At 74.0% G+C, this 23815-nt stretch carries 19 protein-coding genes and 1 pseudogene; 12 read left to right on the top strand and 8 right to left on the bottom strand.

All coding sequences use genetic code 11. The features are described from left to right. The 3 genes from KJS59_RS17500 to hisF form a co-directional block, all read left to right on the top strand. The coding region (locus KJS59_RS17500; RefSeq protein ID WP_306345172.1) for a hypothetical protein at positions 1-283 on the top strand (283 nt) is incomplete at its 5' end. An 18-nt stretch (positions 284-301) separates the two neighbouring features. Further along, entirely contained in the window at positions 302-1033 is a 732-nt protein-coding gene (priA, locus tag KJS59_RS17495; protein ID WP_213453977.1) for a bifunctional 1-(5-phosphoribosyl)-5-((5-phosphoribosylamino)methylideneamino)imidazole-4-carboxamide isomerase/phosphoribosylanthranilate isomerase PriA, read from the top strand. Between the two features lie 253 nt (positions 1034-1286). Then, positions 1287-2060 carry an imidazole glycerol phosphate synthase subunit HisF gene (gene hisF, locus KJS59_RS17490; protein ID WP_213453976.1) on the top strand — a complete coding sequence of 258 codons (774 nt, stop codon included), beginning with the start codon at positions 1287-1289 and terminating at the stop codon, positions 2058-2060. Here hisF and yczE read toward each other — a convergent pair. Then, the gene (gene yczE / locus KJS59_RS17485) at positions 2020-2682 is read right to left on the bottom strand and encodes a membrane protein YczE (RefSeq protein WP_213453975.1); all 663 of its coding nucleotides are present in this window, start codon (positions 2680-2682) and stop codon (positions 2020-2022) included. The two genes, hisF and yczE, sit on opposite strands and share 41 nt — an antisense overlap. A 59-nt stretch (positions 2683-2741) precedes the next feature. Here yczE and yczR point away from each other — a divergent pair, with 59 nt between their 5' ends. Both yczR and KJS59_RS17475 read left to right on the top strand, forming a co-directional pair. Further along, positions 2742-4193: a MocR-like transcription factor YczR gene (gene yczR / locus KJS59_RS17480; protein ID WP_213454008.1), complete on the top strand. Its 1452-nt coding sequence runs from the start codon at positions 2742-2744 to the stop codon at positions 4191-4193. A 141-nt stretch (positions 4194-4334) separates the two neighbouring features. Further along, entirely contained in the window at positions 4335-5465 is a 1131-nt protein-coding gene (locus tag KJS59_RS17475) for a hypothetical protein (RefSeq protein WP_213453974.1), read from the top strand. Between the two features lies 1 nt (position 5466). On the opposite strand, the gene KJS59_RS17470 is transcribed toward KJS59_RS17475, so the two are convergent. Together KJS59_RS17470 and KJS59_RS17465 are read right to left on the bottom strand one after the other, a co-directional pair. Then, positions 5467-7296: an AMP-dependent synthetase/ligase gene (locus KJS59_RS17470; protein ID WP_213453973.1), complete on the bottom strand. Its 1830-nt coding sequence runs from the start codon at positions 7294-7296 to the stop codon at positions 5467-5469. A gap of 254 nt (positions 7297-7550) precedes the next feature. Continuing rightward, the gene (locus KJS59_RS17465) at positions 7551-8180 is read right to left on the bottom strand and encodes a TIGR03085 family metal-binding protein (RefSeq protein ID WP_213453972.1); all 630 of its coding nucleotides are present in this window, start codon (positions 8178-8180) and stop codon (positions 7551-7553) included. A gap of 180 nt (positions 8181-8360) precedes the next feature. On the opposite strand from KJS59_RS17465, the gene KJS59_RS17460 reads away from it, so the two are divergent. After that, a complete protein-coding gene (locus KJS59_RS17460; protein WP_249714342.1) occupies positions 8361-10238 on the top strand; it encodes an ABC transporter ATP-binding protein in 1878 nt (625 codons plus the stop codon). Continuing rightward, on the top strand, positions 10235-12019 hold the full coding sequence (locus tag KJS59_RS17455; protein ID WP_213453970.1) for an ABC transporter ATP-binding protein: 1785 nt from the start codon (positions 10235-10237) through the stop codon (positions 12017-12019). Before KJS59_RS17460 ends, KJS59_RS17455 begins: the two co-directional genes overlap by 4 nt. Before the next feature lies 1 nt (position 12020). On the opposite strand, the gene KJS59_RS17450 is transcribed toward KJS59_RS17455, so the two are convergent. The 4 genes from KJS59_RS17450 to KJS59_RS17435 form a co-directional block, all read right to left on the bottom strand. Next, positions 12021-12629: a TetR/AcrR family transcriptional regulator gene (locus KJS59_RS17450; protein WP_213453969.1), complete on the bottom strand. Its 609-nt coding sequence runs from the start codon at positions 12627-12629 to the stop codon at positions 12021-12023. A gap of 177 nt (positions 12630-12806) precedes the next feature. Continuing rightward, entirely contained in the window at positions 12807-13562 is a 756-nt protein-coding gene (locus KJS59_RS17445; RefSeq protein ID WP_213453968.1) for an ABC transporter permease, read from the bottom strand. A 174-nt stretch (positions 13563-13736) separates the two neighbouring features. After that, positions 13737-14513, bottom strand: a complete 777-nt coding sequence (locus KJS59_RS17440; protein WP_213453967.1) for an ABC transporter ATP-binding protein — start codon at positions 14511-14513, stop codon at positions 13737-13739. Positions 14514-14637: 124 nt separating this feature from the next. Further along, a complete protein-coding gene (locus tag KJS59_RS17435; protein WP_213453966.1) occupies positions 14638-17871 on the bottom strand; it encodes a midas domain-containing protein in 3234 nt (1077 codons plus the stop codon). A 551-nt stretch (positions 17872-18422) separates the two neighbouring features. Between KJS59_RS17435 and hisI the strand changes: the two are divergent. From hisI to KJS59_RS17420, 3 genes and pseudogenes are all read left to right on the top strand, one after another. Then, positions 18423-18812, top strand: a pseudogene (gene hisI / locus KJS59_RS17430) (phosphoribosyl-AMP cyclohydrolase); the annotation flags it as partial. Between the two features lie 116 nt (positions 18813-18928). After that, positions 18929-20458, top strand: a complete 1530-nt coding sequence (locus tag KJS59_RS17425; RefSeq protein ID WP_213453964.1) for an anthranilate synthase component I — start codon at positions 18929-18931, stop codon at positions 20456-20458. A 44-nt stretch (positions 20459-20502) separates the two neighbouring features. Next, positions 20503-21060 carry a Trp biosynthesis-associated membrane protein gene (locus tag KJS59_RS17420; protein WP_213453963.1) on the top strand — a complete coding sequence of 186 codons (558 nt, stop codon included), beginning with the start codon at positions 20503-20505 and terminating at the stop codon, positions 21058-21060. On the opposite strand, the gene KJS59_RS17415 is transcribed toward KJS59_RS17420, so the two are convergent. Further along, positions 21057-21287: a hypothetical protein gene (locus tag KJS59_RS17415; protein ID WP_249714340.1), complete on the bottom strand. Its 231-nt coding sequence runs from the start codon at positions 21285-21287 to the stop codon at positions 21057-21059. The genes KJS59_RS17420 and KJS59_RS17415 overlap by 4 nt on opposite strands. Positions 21288-21653: 366 nt before the next feature. On the opposite strand from KJS59_RS17415, the gene trpC reads away from it, so the two are divergent. Both trpC and trpB read left to right on the top strand, forming a co-directional pair. Continuing rightward, the gene (trpC, locus tag KJS59_RS17410; RefSeq protein ID WP_213454006.1) at positions 21654-22457 is read left to right on the top strand and encodes an indole-3-glycerol phosphate synthase TrpC; all 804 of its coding nucleotides are present in this window, start codon (positions 21654-21656) and stop codon (positions 22455-22457) included. Positions 22458-22616: 159 nt separating this feature from the next. After that, entirely contained in the window at positions 22617-23813 is a 1197-nt protein-coding gene (gene trpB, locus KJS59_RS17405) for a tryptophan synthase subunit beta (RefSeq protein WP_213454005.1), read from the top strand. Positions 23814-23815: the final 2 nt, after the last annotated feature.

Genomic DNA, 23815 nt, shown 5'->3' with positions numbered 1-23815 from the left:
GGCGGAGCGCCTGCGGGCCCGCCGCGCCCGCAAGGTCGCCCGCCGCCAGCGCCGCCGCGCCCTGGTCCGCCGCCTCACGCCCCGGCTGCCCGACCGCCGCACCGGCCGCCTGTACGCCCGCCGCAGCCGCGGCGAGCGGGCGGCCGTGGTCGGCCTCGTCCTGGCCGCGCTGCTGGTGATCTGGCTCCTGGTCGAGCCGATCGCCCTGCGTCTGGCCTTGTTCGCCCTGCTCATCCTCGCGCTGCCGGCCATCGTCGTGGTGCTGCTCGGCCGGCGGACCTGACCTGCGGAGGATCTACCCGTGACGCTCACCCTGCTCCCCGCCGTCGACGTGGCCGACGGCCAGGCGGTCCGCCTGGTCCAGGGCGCCGCCGGCAGCGAGACCAGCTACGGCGACCCGCTCGAGGCCGCGCTGGCCTGGCAGGCCGACGGCGCCGAGTGGATCCACCTGGTCGACCTGGACGCTGCCTTCGGCCGCGGCTCCAACGCCGCCCTGCTGGCCAGCGTGGTGGGCCGCCTCGACGTGAAGGTGGAACTGTCCGGTGGCATCCGCGACGACGCGTCGCTGACCGCCGCCCTGGCCACCGGCGCCGCCCGGGTCAACATCGGCACCGCCGCTCTGGAGGACCCCGAGTGGTGCGACCGGATCGCCGGCGAGTACGGCGACCGGGTCGCGATCGGCCTGGACGTGCGCGGCCGCACCCTGGCCGCCCGCGGCTGGACCCGCGACGGCGGCGACCTGTACGAGGTCCTCGCCCGCCTGGACAAGGCCGGCGCCGCCCGCTACGTCGTCACCGACATCACCAAGGACGGCACGATGCGCGGCCCCAACCTGGACCTGCTGCGCGACGTCTGCGCCGCCACCGCCGCGCCGGTGATCGCCTCCGGTGGCGTCTCCACGCTGGACGACCTGCGCGCCCTGGCGACCCTCGAACCCCACGGCGTCGAGGGCGTCATCGCCGGCAAGGCCCTCTACGCGGGCGCGTTCACCGTCGCCCAGGCCCTCGACACCCTCCGCACCCCCACTCCCTGACCCACCCGCCCTCGCCTCGGCCCGCGCCGCGTTGCGTGGGTCACCGCGCCGATCTTGGACTTGTGGTGGCACCACCCCTTACCGGGCGGCCGCTGCCGGCCGTGTCGGCGCCCGTGGAGTGGGAAATCGTGGTACGGATCCGCCACCCGTTACGGCGTGTCGTACCCAAGATCTCGCCCCGGGCTGCTCTCGGGAAGCAGAGTAGGGCGCCGCGCTCGGTGCCGGGTGAACCGCCGGCCGATAGGCTTGGCGCATGACGGTGGCGGTGCGGGTGATCCCCTGTCTGGACGTGGACGCCGGCCGGGTGGTGAAGGGCGTCAACTTCGTGGACCTGCGGGACGCGGGGGACCCGGTGGAGCTGGCCGCCGCCTACGACGCGGCGGGGGCGGACGAGTTGACGTTCCTCGACGTGACGGCCTCGTCGGATGACCGGGCCACGATGCTGGAGGTCGTGCGGCGCACCGCCGAGTCCGTGTTCATCCCGCTGACCGTGGGCGGCGGGGTCCGCTCGGTGGCGAACGTGGACGTGTTGCTGCGCGCTGGGGCGGACAAGGTCGGCGTGAACACGGCGGCGATCGCTCGCCCCGAGCTGATCTCCGAGATCGCGCAGCGGTTCGGCCGCCAGGTGCTGGTGCTCTCGCTGGACGCGCGCCGGGTGCCGGTGGGCGAGCCGGCCACGCCGAGCGGGTTCGAGGTGACCACGCACGGCGGCCGGCGCGGCACCGGCATCGACGCGGTGTGGTGGGCGCGGCGCGGTGCGGACCTGGGCGCCGGGGAGATCCTGCTGAACTCGATGGACGCGGACGGCACCAAGGCTGGATTCGACCTGCCGCTGATCGAGGCGGTCCGGGCGGCGGTGGACATCCCGGTGATCGCCAGCGGCGGGGCGGGCCGGGTGGACCACTTCCCGCCCGCGGTGGCGGCCGGCGCCGACGCCGTGCTGGCGGCCAGCGTGTTCCACTTCGGCGAGCTGACGATCGGCCAGGTCAAGCGGTCTCTGCACGCGGCCGGGCACCCGGTCCGCTGAGCGACGCCGGGGTGAACAGCGGGATGAGGTAGTGCGCCAGCGGTCCGATCGCCAGGGCGTACGCGACCGTGCCGACGCCGACCTTGCCGCCGAGCAGGAAGCCGGTCGCCAGCACGGCCAGTTCGATGACCGTGCGTACCACCCGGATGGAGCGGCCGGGGCGGAGCGCCACGTAGCCGGTCATCAGGCCGTCGCGGGGGCCGGGGCCGAGGGCAGCGCCGATGTAGAGGCCGGTGGCCACCCCGTTCAGCACGATGCCGGCGACCAGGAACCCGATGCGCGCGGCCATCGGGTGTGGGGTCGGTAGCAGGGCCAGTCCGGCGTCCACGGCCAGGCCGATGACCACCACGTTGCTCACGGTGCCGATCCCCGGCCGCTGGCGCAGCGGGATCCACAGCAGCAGGACCAGCGCGCCGACGATGATCGTGATGGTGCCGATGGACAGGCCGGTGCGCTTGGACAGGCCCTGATGGAACACGTCCCACGGGTCCAGGCCGAGGTTCGCCTCGATCATCAGGGCCATGCTCACGCCATACCCGATCAGGCCCACCGCGAGCTGGGTGAGCCGGCGCGGCAGGCGGTGCCGCAGCGGCAGGGACGAGGGATTGCCCGGCGTGACCATGCGTGCCACTCTGAAGGCCAATCGCGCGGCGAGATAGAGCCAATTCTCGGGGGGTGGCCTTGGTCAGCACGGTCCGCGGGGCGCAACTGGCCCGCCTGCTCGGTCAGTGGCACGCGCTGCCGGGGCGGCGGCGCAGCCCCGACTACGCGGCGCTGGCCGGCGCGGTCCGGGGGCTGCTGACGGACGGCCGGCTGGCGCTGGGCGTGCGGCTGCCGGCCGAGCGCGAGCTGGCGCAGGCGCTGGCGATCAGCCGCACCACGGTCTCCGCCGCGTACCGGGAACTGCGCGCCTCCGGCCACCTGACCAGCCGGCGCGGCGCCGGGAGCTGGACCACGCTGCCCGGCGGGCACCGGGTCGGCAGCCACGGGCTGTGGGCCCCGCTGGACGACCTCGACGGGATCGACCTGGGTTCCGCGGCGATGCCGGCGCCAGCGGAGCTGCCCGCGGCGGCCGAGGAAGCCGTGGCGGACCTGTCCCGGTACCTGTCCGGCGCGGGGTACCACCCGGCGGGCCTGCCCGACCTGCGGGACGCGGTGGCCGCCGGGTTCACCCGGCGGGGGCTGCCGACCAGCGCCGAGCAGATCATGATCACTAGCGGCGTGCAGCACGCGCTGGACCTGGTGCTGCGCCTGCTCGTGCCGGCCGGTTCCCCGGTCCTGGTGGAGACGCCGACGTACCCGAACGCGCTGGCCTCGCTGGCCGCGCGCCGCGCCCGGATCGCCACCCACGGCCTGGGCCGGGCGGGGTGGGACGCGGAGCTGCTGCTGGGCGCGGTGCGGCAGACCCGACCCCGGCTGGCGTACCTGATCCCGGAGTTCCACAACCCGACCGGGCACCTGATGCCGGTCGGGCTGCGGGAGCGGCTGCCCGCCGCCGTGCACAGCGCCGGCACCGACCTGGTCGCCGACGAGTCCTTCGTGGACCTGGCGCTGGACGGGGTCGCGCCGCCACCGCCGCTGGCCAGCTACGACCGGCACTCCCGGGTGTTGACGATCGGCGGCATGAGCAAGCCGTACTGGGGTGGCCTGCGCATCGGCTGGGTGCGGGCGGCGGCGCCGGTGGTGCAGCGGCTGGCGGCGGTGCGGGTCGGGATGGACATGTCCAGCCCGGTTCTGGACCAGTTGGTGGCGGTGCGGCTGCTGGAGCGCGCGGACACGGTGGTGCCGGCGCGGCGGGCGCAGCTGGTCCGGCAGCGGGACGCGCTGGTCGCCGCCCTGCGCGCGGAGTTGCCGGAGTGGCGGTTCGCGGTGCCGCGCGGCGGCATGTCGCTCTGGGCGGAGCTGGACGGCCCGGTCTCCAGCGCGCTGGCCCGGGCGGCGGAGGATCTCGGCGTCCGGCTGGCGCCCGGCCCCCGGTTCGGCGCGGACGGCACCCTGGAGCGGTTCCTGCGGCTGCCGTTCGCGCTGCCCCCGGAGGACCTCGCGGAGGCGGTCCGACGGCTGGCCGCGGTCCGCTATGACCTGGACCGGGTGCCCCGCCCGCGGTGGAGCGAGCCGGCGATGATCGCCTGACCGAGCATCGCCCGCACGCCCGGCCTGCCGGCCGCACCTTGGTCGCCGGTCAGGGCTGCCGCCGGTCGGGCGTGCGGCGGGTCAGGGTGCGGCCGGTCGGGGAACGGCGCGGTTTGACCGGGGGCGATAGGGTCGGCACTCGTGGCGCATCCCGGTTCCCCCTCCGGCCCTCAACCCGGCCCGCTGGACACGCTGTACCTGCGGTTCAGTGCGCTGCGGCAGGTCGGCCAGAACCCGATGGCGCAGTTGTACTCGGGCGCCGACGCCTCCGGCGCGCCGGTGACCGTGGTGGTGCTTCGCGAGCAGGCCGCGGCCGACCCGGCGCTGCGCGCCGCGTTCGCGGCCGCGGTCAGCCACAACAGCTTCGCCCAGCAGCCGGGCGACGTGCCGGTGCACGCGGCGGACCTCGCCAGCACCCGGCCGTGGGCGGCCACGTACGCCCGCTCCGGCCAGGCGGGCGCGGAGCGGCTGCTGGCCGGGCTGCCCGGCGGCCCGGTCGTCCCCGTTCCCGCGGCCTACACCCCGCCGCCGGTCCAGCCCGCCCCGGCGGGCATGTCGACGGGTGCCCGGGCCGCCCTGATCGCCGCCGGGGTGGTGCTGTTGATGGCGGCCGCGGTGGGCGTGTTCTACCTCGGCGGGTCGCTGGCCGGCGGTAAGCCGCAGGCCGAGCGGAGCACCCCGCCGGTCGTCAAGCCGTCGCACGGTACGGGGGCGCCCGTCCCGCCGCCCGCCACCGGCTCCGGCGGTACCGGGTCGCCCGGCCGGCCGGTGCTGCGGAACGTGTCGCCGGTGACCGTGGTCGGCCCGTCGTTCGCGGCCGGCGAGGAGACGTACACGATGCGTTTCGACGGCTGGCCGTTCGCCTTCCGGACGCCCGGGTCGTGGGGCTGCCTCGGCGGCAAGACCACGATCCCGAACGCGAAGGCGTGGGTCTGCGTGGACGAGCGGAACACCGACGCCAAGCAGAAGGTCAACGTGCTGCTGCGCCCCTGCCCGACCACCTGCACCGCGGCCGAGCAGGTGGCGATGAACCGGGTCTGGCTGGACGAGCCGGAGAAGGCCGAGGTGCTGCGCCAGCGCACGTACTACGTGGAGACCCGCACCAACGGCGAGGGCATGTACACGGTGGACGGCAGCCACTTCTTCAGCGGCAGCGAGGACCCGGCGGACCGGGCCCTGCGCTGGCAGGTCGGCGTGTTCATCAAGTCGCCGCCGGAGACCAGGGACGTGGTCCAGAAGATCCTCAACGACATCGTGACGCAGGCCGGCTAGGCTAGCCGAGCTCGGCGAGCACGCCGGTGTACATCCCCTCGATCTCGTCCGCGAAGTTCTGCTCCACGCTCCGCCGCCTGATCTTCATGGACGGGGTGACCTCGCCGTCCTCGATGGTCAGGTCCCGGGGCAGGATGGTGAACTTCTTGATCGTCTCCCAGCGGTTGAGCTTCCGGTTCAGCTCCTCGACGTAGCCGGCGACCATCTCGTGCGCCCGCGGCGACGCGACGATCTCGGCGTAGTCCCTGCCGTCGAGCGGGCCGCCCGCGGCCCAGGCGACGATCGCCTCCGGGTCGAGCGTGACCAGCATCGTGCAGTAGTTGCGGGCCTGCCCCACCACCACCGCCTGCGAGGTGTACGGGCACAGCGCCTTGAACAGGCCCTCGATGTGCGAGGGGGCGATGTACTTGCCGCCGGACGTCTTGACCAGGTCCTTCTTGCGGTCGGTGATCCGCAGGAACCCCTCGTCGTCCAGTTCCCCGATGTCGCCGGTGCGGAAGAACCCGTCCTCGGTGAACGCCTCCGCGGTGGCCTCCGGCAGGTTGTGGTACCCGCGCATGACCGGCGCCCCGCGCAGCAGCACCTCGCCGTCCTCGGCGATCCGGCACTCCAGGTCGCCCAGCGGGACGCCGACCGTGCCGATCTTCAGGTGCCCGGGCCGGTTCACGAAGTTGCCGGCGCTGCTCTCGGTGAGCCCGTACCCCTCCATGATGGGCATGCCGGCCGCGGCGAAGAACTCGGCGATCGGCACGGACAGCGGCGCCGAGCCGGAGACCAGGACCCGGATCCGGCCGCCGAGCCGGGCGCGCAGCTTGGTGAAGACCAGCCGGTCCGCCACGGCGTGCCGCAGCCTCAGCCCCGCCGGTACCGGCCGGCCCGCCTGCTCCAGGGCCACCTTCGCCTTGCCGGTGCGCACCGCCCAGGCGAAGATCTTCGCCTTCGCGCCGCCGCCCTCCTGCGCGGTGGTGACCGCCCGGTTGTACACCTTCTCGAAGATCCGGGGCGCCCCGCACATCAGCGTGGGCCGCACCACGGTGAGCATCTGGACCAGCTTGTCCACCCGGCCGTCCACGTAGGTGGGCATGCCGACGTGCATGATCCCGCAGAGCAGGGTCTTGCCGAACGAGTGGGACAGCGGCAGCCACAGGTACTGCAGGTCGTCCGCGCGCATGAGGCCCAGTTCGGCCTGGGCGACACCCTCCCAGACCCAGCCCCTGTGCAGCAGTTCGACCCCCTTGGGCCGGCCGGTGGTGCCGGAGGTGTAGATGAGCGTGGCGAGCTGGTCCGGCTGGATGCCCGAGACGATCCGCTCGATCATCGTCGGCTCGGCCGCCAGCGCGGCGGCGCCGCGGCGCTCCACCTCGGCCATGGTGAGCTGGGCCGGCGCGGCGGACTCGTCGGCTGGGCCGGCCATCAGCACCACGTGCGTGAGGTCGGGCAGGTCGGCCGCGGTGAGCTTGGCGGCCTGCGCCTGGTTCTCCACCACCGCGATCTTGGAGCCGGAGTCGCGGACGATGTAGCAGGCGTCCTCGGGTTCGGTGGTGGGGTAGACCGTGGTGGTGGCGCCGCCGGCGCACATCACGGCGAGGTCGGCGATCACCCAGTCCAGGCGGGTGTTGGCGACGATCGCCACCCGGTCCTCGGTGCCGGCGCCCAGCTCGCGCAGGCCGGCGGCGAGCGCCTTCGCCCGCTGCGCGACCTGGGCCCAGGTGAGCCATACCGGGCTGGAGCCGTCGGCCGCCGGGTGGGCGAACGCGGGGGCGTCGGGGGTTTTCGCCACCCGGGTCAGGAACAGGTCCGGGATCGACTGGTAGGGGACGTCGAGGGCCATGGGGGGTGCAGCCTCCCGCGATTGGGCAGGGTGATCGCCGTCACGCGACGGCGGTGTTACCAGAGAGTAGACAAAACGTACCTCGGTGGCCAGAGTGCCCACCGGTCCGGTACCGCGGTATGGATGATCCGATATTTAAAGGCTTGCGCGTTCGTGGGTACGCTTCCCCCGTTCGGCGCACGACCCTCGTCCGGACGGCCGATGCGCCAGCGCGCGGACCCTGGGCGAAACCCCCGGCCCAGGATCCGCCCGGATCACATCCGCAGGTCCCGGCCGCGCAGCTTCGCGGCGACCTCGGCCGCGCCGTCCAGCTGGACGCGGGCGGCCCGCTGCCGGCCGGTCAGGAACATCAGCAGTTCGCCGGGCGCGCCGACCAGGCGCAGCGCCGGGCCGCCCGCCCCGGCGCGGGCGTCGCCCAGCCCGGGCGCCTGCACCAGGACCGAGCCGGGGAAGCGGCGCAGCCGCAGCCGGGCCAGGGTCCTCGTCCGGGACCACAGGGCCGCCTCGAAGTCGCGCCCCAGCGACCGCGGCTGCCAGGCCGGCTGGCCGCGGCGCAGATCCTCGTGGTGGATGAACATCTCGGCGACGTTGGTCACCCCCTCCACCAGCGGGTTGCTGACCGGGCTCCACACCGGCGGGTGCCGCAGTTCCGCCACCACCCGCGGGTAGGGCCGCGCCGCCACCGCGGTCCGGACCGCCTCCCCGTGCCGGCGCAGCGGCGGGAACAGCACGCCCAGGCCGGCGTCGGGCCGGCGCTCCCGGGTCACCAGGTGTGCGGCGAGATCCCGCGCGGTCCAGCCCTCGCACAGGGTCGGCGCCTCCGGTCCGAGTTCGAGCAGCAGGTCGGCGAGCGCCCGGCGCTCGGCTTGCGCGTACCGGCTCATGGAAGCCGATCGTAGGCCCGGTTCGGGCGTTTCGCCCGCTGGCGCGACAAACTACCTGTGACTGCGCGCACAGCGAATATCGTGCTGCCCTCGCCGCTCACCTCGGTAAGGATGGGAACCTGCAAACACACTTACCATTTCGGCGGGCGCATTGTGCCGGCGAGCGGAGACGGGGGCGACGTGGCGGGCGGTACCAGCAAGGAAGTCATCGCCCGGGGTATGCGGGTGCTCGGCCTGGCCATCCGCGAGCAGCCGAGGATCTTCACGCTGGCGCTCACCGGTAGCGTCCTGTTCGGCGTACTGATCATCGCCAACTCCTTCGTGGTGGGGGCGATCGTCGGCCGGATCGCCGTGCCCGCGCTGCGTGACCAGCGGTACGACGCTGGCGCGCTGGCGCTGGCCGCCGCCGCCCTGCTGGCGATCACCGGGCTGCGGGTGATCGGCATCTTCGGCCGCCGGCTCGGCGCCGGGTACATGCAGTTCCGGCTCCAGGCCGCCTACCGGCGCCGGGTCACCCGCCGGTACCTCGAACTGCCGCTGTCGTGGCACCAGCGGCACGCCACCGGCACGCTGCTGTCCAACGCCAACTCGGACGTGGAGGCGACCTGGTTCCCGATCGCGCCGCTGCCGTTCGCCGCCGGCACGGTCGTGATGATCGTGGTCGCGATGGCGTCGCTGTTCGTCACCGACTGGGCGCTGGCCCTGGTCGGCCTGGCGATCTTCCCGGCGCTCGGCGCGCTGAACGTGTTCTACTCCCGGCGGATGGCGCCCCGGCAGATCCGCGCCCAGCGGTTGCGGGCCGAGGTCAGCGCGATCGCGCACGAGAGCTTCGACGGCGCGCTGGTGGTCAAGACGATGGGTCGGGAGGCCGAGGAGACCGGCCGGTTCGCCGTCCGGGCCAACGAGCTGCGCGACGCGCTGATCTCCGTGGGCCGGCTCCGCGGCCTGTTCGACCCGCTGCTGGATACCCTGCCGAGCATCGGCACCCTGGTCGTGCTGCTGGTCGGCGCGTACCGGCTGCACCAGGGCGCGGTCAGCGTGGCCGAACTGGTCAGCGTGATGTTCCTGTTCACGGTGCTGGCGTTCCCGGTGCGGGCGATCGGCTGGGTGCTGGCCGAGGTGCCGCGCAGCGTCGCCGGCTGGGACCGGCTACAGAGCGTGCTCGGCGCGCCCGGCTCCATGCCCTACGGCGAGCGCCCCCTGGACCGCCGCGGCGGCGCGCCGGCCGGGCTGGAGTTCGCCGGCGTCACCTTCGCGTACGAGCGGAACCTGCCGGTTCTGCACGACGTGTCGTTCACCGTCCAGCCCGGGCGGACGGTGGCCCTGGTCGGGCCGACCGGAGCGGGCAAGTCCACGATCGCGTCGCTGGCGGTGCGCCTGGTCGACCCCGGGTCCGGCACGGTCCGCCTCGACGGGGTGGACGCCCGGGAGCTGACCGCCGCGTCGCTGGCCGGCACCGCGTCGCTGGTCCCGCAGGTGCCGTTCGTGTTCGACGACTCCGTCCGGGCCAATGTCACCCTGGACCGGGCGGACCCGGACGGCCGCCCGCTCGGCGACGAGCAGGTGTGGGCGGCGCTGCGGCTGGCGCAGGCGGACGGCTTCGTCGCGCACCTGCCGGACGCGCTGGACACGATGGTCGGCGAGCGGGGCACGTCGCTGTCCGGCGGGCAGCGGCAGCGGCTCACGCTGGCCCGGGCGCTGGTCGGCCGGCCCCGGCTGCTGGTCATGGACGACGCCACCAGCGCCGTGGACCCGCGGGTCGAGGCGGCGATCCTGGCCGCGCTGCGGGGAGCGGACGCGAGCGCGTCCATCCTCGTGGTCGCCTACCGCCGGGCCACCATCGCGCTCGCCGACGAGGTCGTGTTCGTGGAGCACGGCCGGGTGGTCGCCCGCGGCACCCACACCGAGCTGCTGGCCACCGTGCCCGCCTACGCCGACCTGGTGACCGCCTACGAGAAGGCCGAGGCCGAGCGGGAACGCGAGCACGCGTACGACGAAGACCCGTACGACAAGGACGGGTACCGGAAAGACGCGTACGACGAGGAGGTGCCGGCGTGACCGCCGAGAGCGCGCTGGTCGAGTCGGAGGAGTCGGCCTGGCGGACGCTGCGGCGCGGACTGGCGCTCTCCCCGGAGCTGCGCACCGGGCTGGCCGGCACGATCGCGCTCGCCGCCGTCTCGATGGTCGGGCGGGCCGCCATCCCGGTCGCGATCCAGCAGGGCATCGACCACGGCCTGGCCGCGAAGGGCGGGCCGGACCTGGGCGTCATCGGCACGGTCGTGGCGATCACCGTGGCGGTGCTGGTGGCAACCACGGCCTGCGGGTACCTCATGATGCGCCGGCTGTTCACGGTCAGCGAGAGCGCGCTGGCGGCGGTGCGGGCCCGCGCCTTCCGGCACGTGCACGACCTGTCGATGCTGCACCAGCAGTCCGAGCGGCGCGGTTCGCTGGTCTCCCGGGTCACCAGCGACGTGGACCAGATCACCCAGTTCCTCCAGTGGGGCGGGGTGATCCTGCTGGTCAACGGCGGCCAGTTGGCGGTCACGGCGATCGTGATGGCGGTGTACTCGTGGCAGCTCACCCTCGTGGTGTTCGCCTGCTTCGTCCCCGCCGTCCTGGTGATCCGCCGGTTCCAGAAGCGCCTGGCCGGGGCGTACGGCCTGGTGCGGCGCCGCCTCGGCGCACTGCTCGCGGCGATCGCGGAGAGCGTGGTGGGCGCCGGGGTGATCCGGGCGTACGGCGTCTCGGACCGCACCGCGGCCCGGCTCGACGAGGCGATCGAGGCGCAGCGGCGGGCGCAGCAGCGGGCCCTGCGGACCAGCGTGATCGGCTTCTCCACCGGCGAGATCGCGGCCGGCCTGGCGCTGGCCGCCGTCGTGGTGGTCGGCGTGCTGCTGGGCGTGGCCGGCCAACTCACGATCGGCCAGCTCACCGCGTTCCTGTTCCTGGTCACGCTGTTCATCCAACCGGTGCAGATCGCCACCGAGGTGCTCAACGAGGCGCAGAACGCGGTGGCCGGCTGGCGCCGGGTACTGGACGTGCTGGCCGTCGCCCCGGACGTGGCGGACCCGGGAGAGCGGGGCCGGGACCTGCCGCCCGGACCGCTGGACGTGCGCTTCGCGGACGTCGGCTTCGCCTACCCGGGCGGCCCCGAGGTGCTCTCCGACGTGGACCTGACGATCCCGGCGAAGACCCGGGTGGCCGTGGTCGGCGAGACCGGCAGCGGCAAGACCACGTTCGCCAAGCTGCTCACCCGGCTGATGGACCCGGCCCGCGGCGACGTGCTGCTCTCCGGCGTGCCGCTGCGCGACGTGCGGTTCGCGTCGCTGCGCTCCCGGGTCGTGATGGTGCCGCAGGACGGGTTCCTCTTCGACGACACGGTGGCCGCCAACGTGCGCTTCGCCCGCCCGGACCTGACCGACGAGCAACTCGCGCTCGCCTTCACCGAACTGGGCCTCGCGGACTGGGTCGCCGGCCTCCCCGACGGGCTGAACACGCCGGTCGGGGAGCGGGGCGAGGCGCTGAGCGTGGGGGAGCGGCAGCTCGTGGCCCTGGCCCGCGCCTACGTCGCCGACCCCGACCTGCTCGTGCTCGACGAGGCGACCAGCGCGGTGGACCCGGCGACCGAGGTACGCCTCCAGCGCACCCTGGACGCGGTCACCCGCAGCCGCACCACGGTCGCGATCGCGCACCGGCTCGCCACCGCCCAGGCCGCCGACGAGGTGATCGTGGTGGACAAGGGCCGGGTGGTGCAGCGCGGCCCGCACGACCGGTTGGTGCGCGACCCCGAGTCGATCTACGGCCTGCTCTACGCGAGCTGGCTCGAACAGACCCGCTGAGCTACGGGCGGGCAACCGGACCGATCGTCCCCCTGATGTACCGCTGGATCGTCGGCGCCACCGCGGCCACCACCGTCTCGGCCGGCGCCGACGCCAGCGGCTCGATCTTCAGGAGGTACCTGGTCATCACCAGGCCGGACAGCTGGGACGCGACCAGCGACGCGCGCAGCGGCGCCTCGTCCGGCTCCAGGTCGAGGTGCTGAAGCGCCTGGCGCAGCACGTGCACGATGACGAACTCGCGCAGCAACCGGGCGGTCCATTCGTTGTTCACCGCCGTGCGGAACAACGCGGCCCCGGCGGTGCCGGCGGGGGAGTCCCACACCCGCAGGAACGTGCGGACCAGCCGCTCGCCGAACTCGTCCGGGCCGCCCGCGAGCACCTGCGGCAGCAGTTCCGCCGGGCGCAGCGGCACCTCCAGGGCGGTCAGGAACAACTGCTCCTTGGTACCGAAGTAGTGGTGGACCAGCGCCGGGTCGACCCCGGCGCCGGTCGCGATCGCGCGGATGGACGCGGCGTCGTACCCCTTCTCGGCGAACACCTCCCGGGCGGTGGCCAGGATCGCCTGCCGCGTGTCCGGGTTGCCGGGCCGCCGCCCACTGCGCCGCGCCATCCGTCCCCTCTCCACTCGTGTAGCCGTGGCCGCCCAGGCGCCCCGGCGCCGTTCCGGCCGTCGCCTCGCGCAACTCCCGCGGCGCCTGGCGCCTCCGCCGTTGTGGTGCTTCAGCCAGTGCGGTGCCTCAGCCGCTGAGGTGCTTCAGCCAGTGCGTGGCTTAGCCGATGTGGTGCCTCAGCCGCTGCGTCGGCGCAGGGTGGCCGCGGCCAGGACCAGGGTCACGATCACCGCGCCCGCGACGATCGCCAGATCCCGCCACATCCGCCCGGTGGCGTCGGTGTGCGCACCCACCTCCTGCAGCGCCTCGACGGCGTACGTCAGCGGCAGCGCCCGGCTCAGCCCCTGCAGCCACCCCGCCATCTGGTCGCGGGCCACGAACAGCCCGCACAGCAGCGACTGCGGGATCACCACAACCGGCATGAACTGTACGGCCTGGAACTCGGTGCGGGCGAAGGCGCTGCAGAACAGCCCCAGCGCCACCCCGAGCACCGCGTTGGTCACCGCGATCAGGATGACCAGGCCGAGCGGCCCGGCGGTATCCAGCCCGAACACCCAGTACGCCACCGCCGAGGCGATCGCCGCCTGCACCGCCGCGGCCAAGCCGAACGCGATCCCGTACCCGAACAGCAGGTCGAGCTTGTTCAACGGCGTGGTGAGCAGCCGCTCCAGGGTGCCGGAGGTGCGCTCCCGGAGCATCGCGATACTGGTCACCAGAAACATGATCGTGAACGGGAACAGCCCCAGCACGACCAGCGCGATCCGGTCGAACGGCCGTGGCGCACCCGGCGGCGCCGGCAGATTCTGGTACATGTAATAAATCAGTGTCAGCAGCGCGGTCGGCATCACGACCAGCAACGCGATCGTGCGCCGGTCGTGCCGCAACTGGGTCAGGATCCGCCGCGTCGTGGCGGCCAGAATACGCGCGCTCACGGTGTTTGCCTTTCGTTCGCGACTGCGGTGCTTCCCGCGCGGTCGCTGGTCCTTCGGCCCGGCGCGCTGCGGGCGCTCCTCGCGCTCACGGTGTTTGCCTTTCGTTCGCGACTGCGGTGCTTCCCGCGCGGTCGCTGGTCCTTCGGCCCGGCGCGCTGCGGGCGCTCCTCGCGCTCACGGTGTTTGCCTTTCGTTCGCGACTGCGGTGCTTCCCGCGCGGTCGCCGGGTGTGGCCACCGCCTCCTCGCGTTCCTGGATGAGGCGCAGGAACGCCTCCTCCAGATCGGTGGTGCCCGCCGCCGCCCGCACGTCCGCCGGGCTGTCGTCGGCGATGATCGCGCCCTCGCGGATCAGGATCAGCCGGTCGCACCTGCCCGCCTCGTCCATCACGTGGCTGGATACCAGCAGCGTGGTGCCGGCCGCCGCCAGCGCGTGGAACCGGTCCCACAACTCGGCGCGCAGCACCGGGTCCTGGCCCACGGTCGGCTCGTCCAGGATCAGCAGTTCCGGCTCGCCCAGCAGCGCGCACGCCAGCGACGCCCGGCTGCGCTGCCCGCCGGACAGCGACGCCACGAGTTGCCCGGCCGCGTCCGCCAGCCCCACGTCCCGGATCGCGGCGTCCGCCGCCGTGGCGCCATACCCGTACAGCGCGGCGAAGTACCGCGCGTTCTCCCGGACCGTCAGGTCGTCGTACACGCTGGGCGCCTGCGTCAGGTACCCCACCTTGCGCCGCAGCGCCGCCGCGCCGGCCGGCTGCCCCAGCACCAGCACGCTGCCCGACCGCACGATCTGCACGCCGACTATCGCGCGCATCAGCGTCGTCTTCCCGCTCCCGCTCGGCCCCAGCAACCCGGTCACGCTGCCGCGCGGCACGGTCGTGCTGATGCTGTTCAGGACCCGCCGCTTGCCCCGCTCGACCACGAGGTCACGCACCTCGATCGCGGCTGTCATCGGTCCTCCCTCAAAGAAGTCATCAGGCGTTGAACTCAACGCTAGATGAAATCCTGGGACCGCAACAGGGGCCGCCGCCCGTTTCACCGGCGGAGGCCCCTGTCGCGTTCGCGCCCGCGGGCTGCTAGAGGGCCAGCACCCGATCGAGGAAGTCGCGGTAGCGGCGCATCGCCACCCGCATCTCCTCCGTGTCCGGCTCCTCGCTGTACCGCCGCGGGTCCAGGTCCACCTGCTCGGCCAGCAGCGCGTCCGCCAACCCGTGCACGGCCCGCGCCACCAGCGCCTGCGCCTCGCGCAACGCCTCGTCCGGCTCCTCCACGAACCGGGCGGCCACGTCCCGCCACTGGTCCCGGAACCGCTCCACCGCGTCCACCGACCACACCGCGATCCGCGTCTCCGGCACCTCCCCGGGCCGCGAGGATGCTACCGGCAGCGCCTCCTCCTCCGGCTGCACCACGACCTCCGCCGACGGTGCGAACCAGTCCACGTCGTCGGCTTCATCGTCGTCCTCGGCGGTGGCAGCCTCGGCACCCTCCGCGTTGGCGTCGGCTTCGTCGTCCTCGGCGTCGGCCTCATCGGTGGTGGTCTCGGCCGTGAAGCCTTCGGCGTTGGTGGCGTCCACCGTGGCGGTTACGTCGTTCGCGCTTTCGTCGGTGGTGGTGGCGGTTTCGTCGCGCCCGGCCTCGGCCGTGGGGCCGTCGTGGGCGGTTTCGTCGTCGCCGGTTTCGGCCGTGTGGCCCTCCTCGGCGGCGTTCTCGCCGGCGGCCGGCTGCCAGACGGTGCCGGCCTCCGCGACGATCGGTGCCTCCGTCGCCGGCACGCTCTCCTCACCCTCGGGCGCGGCGCTGGCCCATGCCTCCAGGGTGGCAAGCTGCTCGGCGGGCTGGAGCGACGCCAACGGCTGCCCGGGCTCCTGCTCCTCGTAACGGGCCCACGCCTCCGCCGGCGTGGCGACCGCCGGCTCGCCGTCCCCGGGCAGCGCCTCCGCCGCGGTGACGCCTTCGCCGGGGACCTGGCCGAGGTCCTGACCCAGATCCTCGTCATCGGGGGCGTTCTCGCTGTCGCCCCCGACCTCATCGTCGTCGCTCGCCCCGTAAGCCGCCGGCGTGACGTCGATGGCCGCCGCGCCGTGCGGCGCGGCCTCGGCCGCCACGCCGTCGAGGTCGTCCCCGCCGAGCGTGTCGTCCGTGTCGTCCGCGCCGACTGCGTCGTCCTGCTCGCCGTCACCGTCCTCGCCCGCTTGCCCGGCGGTCGCCTCGGCTCCGGCGTCCTCGCTGCTACCGGTGATCTCGGCGGGCGCGTCGAATTCCTCGTCCACCTCGAACACCGCGCCATCCACATCGGACATGGCTACCGCAGAGGCTTCAGCCGCGTCTCCGTTCGCCGCGTCGATCCCGGTCGCCGGGGCATCGTCCACGTCGGACTCGTCGTCGACAGCGGTGGCCGCCTCCACACTGGTGCCGGGCGCACTGTCAGGGAGGGTCTCGGCCGCGTACTCGTCGAGGGCGTCCTGTGTGATGTCGCTGATGGCCTCGCCGTCGGCCGTCGCCGTCGCACCGACCGCCACGATGGCCTCCTCGGCGGCGCGGGACTCGGCGTCGGTGGCCACCTCGTCGGCGTCGGTCGCGGTCTCGGCGTCTGTCGCCGCATCGATGGCGGCCTCGTCGTCGGTGGCCGGTGCAGTGTCGGTGATGTCCCCGGCCTCGGCCTGAGGCATCTCGTCGGGTGTCGCGACGTCGGTGGCCCCGTCGGAGTCCCGTGCGGCGCCGGTCACATCGGCCTCGGCCTCGACCTCCTGGTCGACTTCGCGGTGCGGGTCCGGGTCGGCGGTGGCCTCGACTTCGGGCGCCTCATCGACTGCCGTGTCGCCGGTGGCCGCCTCGTCGGCGGCGTCGGTCTGCACCTCGCCGGCGGTGGTGTCGGCTGTGGCCTCGTTGTCGGTGTGCGCCGTGTCGCTGGCGGCTTGGGTCTCGGGCTCCTCGTCGGCGGCGGTGTCGCTGCCGTCGGCGTCGTTGGTGGCTTGGGTTTCGGCCGCGGGCTCGTCATCGGCTGCGGTGTCGTCGGTGTCCGGGTCGTCGGCGGCCTCGGCCTGTACCTCGTCGGTTGTGGTGTCGGTGGTGGCCTCGTTGTTGGTGTGCGCCGCGTTGCCGGTGGCTTGGGTTTCGGCCTGGGGTCCCTCGTCGGCTGCGGTGTCGTCGGTGTCTAGGTCGTCGGTGGCGTCGGTCCGTACCTCGTCGGCTGCGGCGGCGGCCTCGGCCGCCCCGTCCGTTGCGGTCGTGGCCTCGGCCTCGGCGTCTGTTGGCGGAGCCGTGGCCTCGGCCGCTTCGAGTGCCTCAGCGTCTGTGGCGTCAGCAGGGCCGGGTCCGTCTGGCGTGGACACCTCAGCGCTCAGCGTCCCCGCTGCCACCGCGTTCGCTGGCGCCCCCTCGGCGTCGGCCGGTTCCACGCCGGCGTCGGTGTCCGTCGTCGGGTCGAGTTGGGGGGCCTCGGCGGCGGGGATCACCTCGTCCGCCTCGCCAACCAGCGCCGGCGGCTCGTCCACATCGGCCTCGTCGGTCACCGCCGACTGGTCCTGTGCTACCTGCGGTACCTCGGGAGCCTGGTCGTCAGCCTCATCGTCCTGCTCGGCGGCGACGACGGCGTACCCGGCGGGTGCCTGCGCCCACGGGCTGCCCGCGACCGCCAGCCCGTCAACGCCGCCGGCCTCGGCGGCCCCGCCCTCGGTGGCCCCAGCCTCGGCGGCCTCGTCTCCGGTGCCCTCGTCTCCGGTGGCCCCGGCCTCGGTGGCCCCGGCCTCGGTGGCCCCGGCCTCGGTGGCCCCGGCCTCGGTGGCCCCGGCCTCGGTGGCCCCGGCCTCGGTGGCCCCGGCCTCGGTGGCCCCGGCCCCGGCGGTGCCGGCCTCGGTTGCGCTCACCTCGGTCGTGCTGTCCTCAATGGAGTTCTCGTCGGCCGCCTCGCCATTGGTCGGTGCGGACGATGCCTCCGCCGCCTCGGCGTCGGGGGTCGCCTCCTCCGGCCGTATCTCCGGAGCGGCCGCCGCGGGCGGCACCGGCTCCCAGCCCAGGTGCTGGGTCGGCTCATCATCCTCAGTGGACTCGACCGGGGCCTGGTCGGCCGGCTCCTCCGGCGACTCTTCAGTGGATTGCGCCGCAACCTCGCCCGGTGGCGCGACCGGAACGATGAACGGCAACTCGCGGGTGGCCTCGTACAGGGCGACCTTCTCGGGCGTTGTGCCCTCCGGGGAGGGCGGCAGCGCCCCGGGCTCGCGCTGCTCCGGTATGTGGCTGTTCTGGGTCGCCTGCGAGTTGCCCGCCGGCTGGCCGGGCTGAGGCGATGCGGGGTTGGGGGAGTAGTGCATGACGTATCCTCCGTCCGATGGGGGTCGCCCGGCGGGGGCGGTGCGTCCGGAAGTCGGGAAACCGCGCGTACGGGCCATCGCGGCGCCCGGGACCGTCCGGCGGGGGCGACGGTCCCCACGAGGACCCGCCAACGCACCCGTCAACCTACCGTCGTCTTCCACTCCGCACGACCCCCGAGCAAGCGCCGACAAGACCGCCCAAATGTCCACCGGCGGGGTCCGGGGCGGCGCGGTGCGCATCCACTGATCGGGCCGGACACGAATCTTGGTACAGATGCGGCGATTTTCGGGCAAATCCGTACCAAGACCTCTGGCCGGGCGTGCGGCGCCGCGTGAGGGGTGGTGTTTCCTCTGCGGAAGCAGAGCAAAGCGCCGTGACGAGACAACCTGCCCCGGCCGGTGGGCGATGCCGGCAACGCGCATCTTCGTATTGCCGTAACCTCGCGGCACGACCGCCCGGCCCGGATCGGCCACGCCAGCGGAGCCGAAGGCGACCCGGCGATCGATACCCCCCGCCCGGGAACTCGTCGGGTACGGGACAATCGGGCACTGTGGCTGCGTCGAACGAGGTGAGGGCTCCCTCGGTCCCCGGAAGTGACCTTGACCCGGCGATCGCCGCGCGGTTGCGGCGGACGGCGGACGGGCTGGTGGCGGCGGTCGTGCGGGCGCACGACAGCGGCGAGGTGCTGATGCTGGCGTGGATGGACGACGAGGCGCTGCACCGCACGCTGACCACGGGCCGGGCGACGTACTGGTCGCGCAGCCGGCGCGAGTACTGGGTGAAGGGGGCGACGTCCGGCCACCACCAGTATGTGCGGGCGGTGCGGCTGGACTGCGACGGCGACGCGGTGCTCGTGGACGTGGAGCAGGTGGGCGCCGCCTGCCACACCGGCACCTACACCTGCTTCACCAACGACCTCCCGGTGACCCGCCCCGCCGGCGGGGCCGCCCCGGGCGGGGCCGCCCCGGGCGGGGCCGCCCCGGGCGGGGGCACGCGAGGCGAGGCCGCCCAAGACGAGGCCGGCAGCGGGCGCGGTAGCACGGAGGGAGCCACGACATGACGACGGGAGCGGTGGAGCCGAGCGAGCGGGAGTTTGGCCAGCGGGTGCGGGGGCGGCGCGTGGTGCCGGTGATCCGGCGGCTGCTCGCGGACGGGGAGACGCCGGTCGGGGTGTACCGGAAGCTGGCCGGCGGGCCGGGGACGTTCCTGCTGGAGTCGGCGGAGCAGGGCGGCGGAGCGGCGGGTACGGCCTGGTCGCGGTACTCGTTCGTGGGGGTGCGCAGCGCGGCGACGCTGATGGAGCGGGACGGTGAGGCGCACTGGTTGGGTAGCCCGCCGCCCGGTGTGCCGGTGGGCGGCGATCCCGTGCACGTGCTGCGGGAGACGATCGTGGCGCTCAGCGCGGCCGAGCCGCTGGACGGCGGCGAGCACCTGCCCCTGACCGGGGGCATGGTCGGGTACCTGGGGTACGACCTGGTGCGCCGGTTCGAGCGGCTGCCGAGCCGGGCCGAGGATGACCTGCGCCTGCCGGAGCTGGGCATGATGCTCGCCACCGACCTGGTGGTGCTGGACCACTACGCGGGCTCGGCGATCCTGGTGGCGAACGCGGTGCTGCCGGCGGAGCCGGGGCCGGCCGAGGTGGCGGCGGCGTACCACCACGCGGTGGGGCGGCTGGACGCCATGACCACCGCCCTGTCCCGGCCGACCCCGCCGATGATCTCGACGGTGGAGCCGGCGCCGGTGGGGGACGTGGTGAGCCGCACCGAGCCGGGCGCGTACCCGAAGGCGGTGGAGGCGGCCAAGGAGGCGATCCGGGCCGGCGAGTGCTTCCAGATCGTGGTGGCGCAGCGGTTCGAGCGGCCGACCGGGGCCGACCCGCTGGACGTGTACCGGGTGCTGCGCACCACGAACCCGAGCCCGTACATGTATCTGCTGCGCTTCGACGACTTCGACATCGTCGGCTCGTCACCGGAGGCGCACCTGAAGGTGACCGGCCGCCGGGCGATGCTGCACCCGATCGCGGGGACGCGGCCGCGGGGGAGCACCCCGGCGGAGGACAGCGGCCTGGCGCACGAACTGCTCGGTGACCCGAAAGAGCGCTCCGAGCACGTGATGCTGGTCGACCTGGGCCGCAACGACCTGGGCCGGGTGAGTCGGCCGGGCACGGTGACGGTGCCGGAGTTCGCCACGATCGAGCGGTACAGCCACGTCATGCACATCGTCTCGACGGTGGTCGGGCAGTTGCGGGACGGCTGTACGGCGTTCGACGCGCTGGCGGCGACGTTCCCGGCCGGGACGCTCTCCGGCGCGCCGAAGGTCCGGGCCATGGAGATCATCGACGAGCTGGAGCCGACCCGGCGTGGCCTCTACGGCGGCACCGTCGGGTACTTCGGCTTCGGCGGGGACATGGACATGGCGATCGCGATCCGCACGGCGCTGCTGCGCGGCGGGATGGCGTATGTGCAGGCGGGTGCCGGCATCGTGGCCGACTCGGATCCGGCCGCCGAGGAGCAGGAGACGCGCAGCAAGGCCGCCGCCGTGCTCGCCGCCATCGCGGCGGCCGAGACCCTGCGGCCCGCGCGATGACCGGCCCCCGCGATGCGCAGCCGCGCGACGAGGGTGTCCGCGCGATGGATCCGCGGCGGCAACGGGTGTACGCGGTGCTGGCGTGCGCGGTCGGCGGCGCGCTCGCGCTGTGGGCGGCCGGCCGGGTCTGGACGGTCGAGGTGGTGGCCCGCCCGGAGCCGTTGACCCCGCTGCGCACCGAGCGCACCGGCGGTGCCCTGGTCGGCTGGCTTGCGCCGCTGGCGGTGGTGGCGATCGCCGGGGCGGGCGCGCTGTTCGCCACCGGGCGCCGCGGGCGGGGGCTGGTCGGCGGGCTGCTGGTCCTGGAGGGCCTCGCGATCGTCGCGGCGGGCGGCTCCGGGCTGACCCGCGCCGACCGCCCGGCCTGGCCGGTGGTCGCGGCGCTCGGTGGGCTGCTGGTCGCCGCCGCCGGCGCGCTGGCCGTGGTCCGGGGGCGTGCCTGGCCGACCATGGGCGGGCGGTACGAGCGCCGCGCCGAGACGAGGCCCGCGGCATGGTCGGCAACATCGCAGGACATGTGGAACTCGCTGGACCGGGGCGAGGACCCGACCCTGCGCGAGCCGCCGCGGGCGGTCGACCGGCGCGCGCCCGAGGACTCCTAGGAGCGCTTGGCGCGGGTCGCCACGAGCTGGTTGACCTCGGCGCGCAGGGTGGCCCGGCGGCGGTCGGCCTGGACGGCTTCCCACGCGTTGTCCCGGGCGGTGCGGCGGTTGCCGACCACGGCCACCTCGACCGTGTGCGCCAGGCCGACGGCGGCCGACAGGAAGGCGCGGGGGATGTCCGTGATGTCCACCCCGTCGGCGCCAAGGCGCGGCCGGTTCCGGCTCATGTCACACCTCCTGGTTCCACAACGGGCACGCCAATCCTGGACACGCGGTGTTACGGGCTCGTGACCATGGCATTCCGGCTTCCGGATGATTCCCGGGCGTCGGGTGAACGGTTCGTGACGTGCGACCGCACTCCAGGGTAGGCCCGGGTGAGGGCGCGGCATTATGACGCAGTCCATCCCGTGAGGCACGCCATACCCCGGACTCGGCCCATCCCGCGACCAGCCATAGCATCGCCCCATGACGACCCGTGCCGCAGGCCGGCCGTCCGCGTGGGGATGCGGGCGGGAGTCGGCGGCGGGGGTCGACCAGAGGGGAGTCCGTGAGTGAGCGTAGGGCAGCCCAACCCGCATTCTTCGACGGGCAGCGTGCTGGACGAGATCCTCGACGGCGTGCGGGCGGATGTGGAGCGCCGCCAGCAGCGGGTCCCGCTGGAAGAGGTCAAGGCGCGCGCGGCGGCGGCGCCCCCGGCCCTGGACGCCTTCGAGGTGCTGCGCCGGCCGGGGGTCGGCGTGATCGCGGAGGTGAAGCGGTCGTCGCCGTCGAAGGGCCCGCTGGCCGAGATCCCGAACCCGGCCGAACTGGCCGGTGAGTACGCCGCCGGCGGCGCCCGGTGCGTCAGCGTGCTCACCGAGGGCCGATGGTTCGGCGGGTCGCTGGAGGATCTGGCCGCCGTGCGGGCCGCGGTGGACGTGCCGGTCCTGCGCAAGGACTTCGTGGTCTCCGCGTACCAGGTGCACGAGGCCCGGGCCTTCGGGACGGACCTGGTGCTGCTGATCGTCGCGGCGCTGGAGCAGAACGCGCTCACCGGGCTGCTGGAGCGAATCGAGTCGCTGGGCATGACCGCGCTGGTCGAGGTGCACACCGAGGAGGAGGCGGACCGGGCGTTGGAGGCCGGCGCGCGGGTGATCGGCGTGAATGCCCGCAACCTGCGCACCCTCGAGGTGGACCGCTCGGTCTTCGAGCGGATCGCCCCCGGGCTGCCGAACACGGTCGTGAAGATCGCCGAGTCGGGCGTGCGCGGACCGCACGACCTCATCCGGTACGCGTCGGTCGGCGCGGACGCGGTGCTGGTCGGCGAGGGCCTGGTGACCCAGAAGAGCCCCCGCGACGCGGTCGCCGAACTGGTGAATGCGGGCAACCACCCGGCAACCCCGAGGCCGGCACGGTGAGCGCCCGGAGCGGGGCTTGCCGCCGTGGAGGAAGCACCGCAGTCGCGAACGGAAGGCAGGCGTGGTGAGCGTGAGGAGCGCCCGGAGCGGGGCTTGCCGCCGTGGAGGAAGCACCGCAGTCGCGAACGGAAGGCAGGCACCGTGAGCGCGGCGGGGCTGATGCCGGACGTGGCGGGGCACTTCGGGCGGTACGGTGGGCGGTTCGTGCCCGAGGCGCTGATCGCCGCGCTGGAGCAACTCGACGCGGCGTACCGGCACGCGATGGCCGACGAGGCGTTCCAGACCGAGTTCGGCGCGCTGCTGCGGGATTACGCGAACACCCCGTCCCCGCTGTACCGGGCCACCCGGCTCTCCGCCGAGGTGGGCGCGACGATCCTGCTCAAGCGGGAGGACCTGAACCACACCGGTGCGCACAAGGTGCGCAACGTGCTGGGCCAGGCGCTGCTGACGAAGCGGATGGGCAAGTCCCGGGTGATCGCCGAGACCGGGGCCGGCCAGCACGGCGTGGCCAGCGCCACCGCCGCCGCGTACCTGGACCTCGAGTGCGTGGTCTACATGGGTGAGGTGGACACCCGGCGGCAGGCGCTGAACGTGGCCCGGATGCGGATGCTGGGCGCCACGGTCATCCCGGTCACCACGGGTTCCCGGACCCTCAAGGACGCGATCAACGAGGCGCTGCGGGACTGGGTCACCAACGTTGAGCACACCCATTACCTGCTCGGTACCGCCGCCGGTCCGCACCCGTTCCCGGCGATGGTCCGCGACTTCGTGCGCGGCATCGGTGTGGAGGCGCGCGAGCAGGCGCTGGCCCTGACCGGCGCGCTGCCGGACGCGGTCGCGGCCTGCGTGGGCGGCGGCTCGAACGCGATCGGCGTCTTCCACGCCTTCATCGGCGACGCGGACGTGCGGCTGTACGGGTTCGAGGCCGGCGGCGACGGGATCGAGACCGGCCGGCACGCCTCGTCGATCACGGGCGGGTCGAGCGGGGTGCTGCACGGCGCCCGCACCTACGTGCTCCAGGACGAGGACGGGCAGACGGTCGAGTCGCACTCCATCTCGGCCGGCCTGGACTACCCGGCGGTCGGGCCGGAGCACGCCTGGCTGCACGACACCGGGCGGGCCCGGTACGAGCCGGTGACCGACGCCGAGGCGATGGCCGCGTTCAAGCTGCTCTGCCGCACCGAGGGCATCATCCCGGCGATCGAGAGCGCGCACGGCCTGGCCGGGGCGCTGCGGGTCGTCCCGGCGCTGCGCGGCGAGCTGGGCCGGGACCCGGTGATCGTGGTGAACCTGTCCGGCCGCGGCGACAAGGACGTCGAGCAGGCCGGCGAGTACTTCGGCATCCTGAAGGACTGACA

It is taken from the genome of Rhizomonospora bruguierae (assembly GCF_018397995.1).
GTDB lineage: Bacteria > Actinomycetota > Actinomycetes > Mycobacteriales > Micromonosporaceae > Rhizomonospora > Rhizomonospora bruguierae.
This window is presented reverse-complemented; position numbering and strand designations above follow the sequence as displayed.

What these genes read in the sequence shown, in the direction of transcription:
- yczE (WP_213453975.1), bottom strand. Translation starts at nt 2,682, where the DNA reads ATGGTCACGCCGGGCAATCCCTCGTCCCTGCCGCTGCGGCACCGCCTG.
- KJS59_RS17440 (WP_213453967.1), bottom strand. Translation starts at nt 14,513, where the DNA reads ATGACAGCCGCGATCGAGGTGCGTGACCTCGTGGTCGAGCGGGGCAAG.
- hisF (WP_213453976.1), top strand. Translation starts at nt 1,287, where the DNA reads ATGACGGTGGCGGTGCGGGTGATCCCCTGTCTGGACGTGGACGCCGGC.
- KJS59_RS17435 (WP_213453966.1), bottom strand. Translation starts at nt 17,871, where the DNA reads ATGCACTACTCCCCCAACCCCGCATCGCCTCAGCCCGGCCAGCCGGCG.
- KJS59_RS17470 (WP_213453973.1), bottom strand. Translation starts at nt 7,296, where the DNA reads ATGGCCCTCGACGTCCCCTACCAGTCGATCCCGGACCTGTTCCTGACC.
- KJS59_RS17420 (WP_213453963.1), top strand. Translation starts at nt 20,503, where the DNA reads ATGGATCCGCGGCGGCAACGGGTGTACGCGGTGCTGGCGTGCGCGGTC.
- KJS59_RS17465 (WP_213453972.1), bottom strand. Translation starts at nt 8,180, where the DNA reads ATGAGCCGGTACGCGCAAGCCGAGCGCCGGGCGCTCGCCGACCTGCTG.
- KJS59_RS17450 (WP_213453969.1), bottom strand. Translation starts at nt 12,629, where the DNA reads ATGGCGCGGCGCAGTGGGCGGCGGCCCGGCAACCCGGACACGCGGCAG.
- KJS59_RS17415 (WP_249714340.1), bottom strand. Translation starts at nt 21,287, where the DNA reads ATGAGCCGGAACCGGCCGCGCCTTGGCGCCGACGGGGTGGACATCACG.
- trpB (WP_213454005.1), top strand. Translation starts at nt 22,617, where the DNA reads ATGCCGGACGTGGCGGGGCACTTCGGGCGGTACGGTGGGCGGTTCGTG.
- KJS59_RS17425 (WP_213453964.1), top strand. Translation starts at nt 18,929, where the DNA reads ATGACGACGGGAGCGGTGGAGCCGAGCGAGCGGGAGTTTGGCCAGCGG.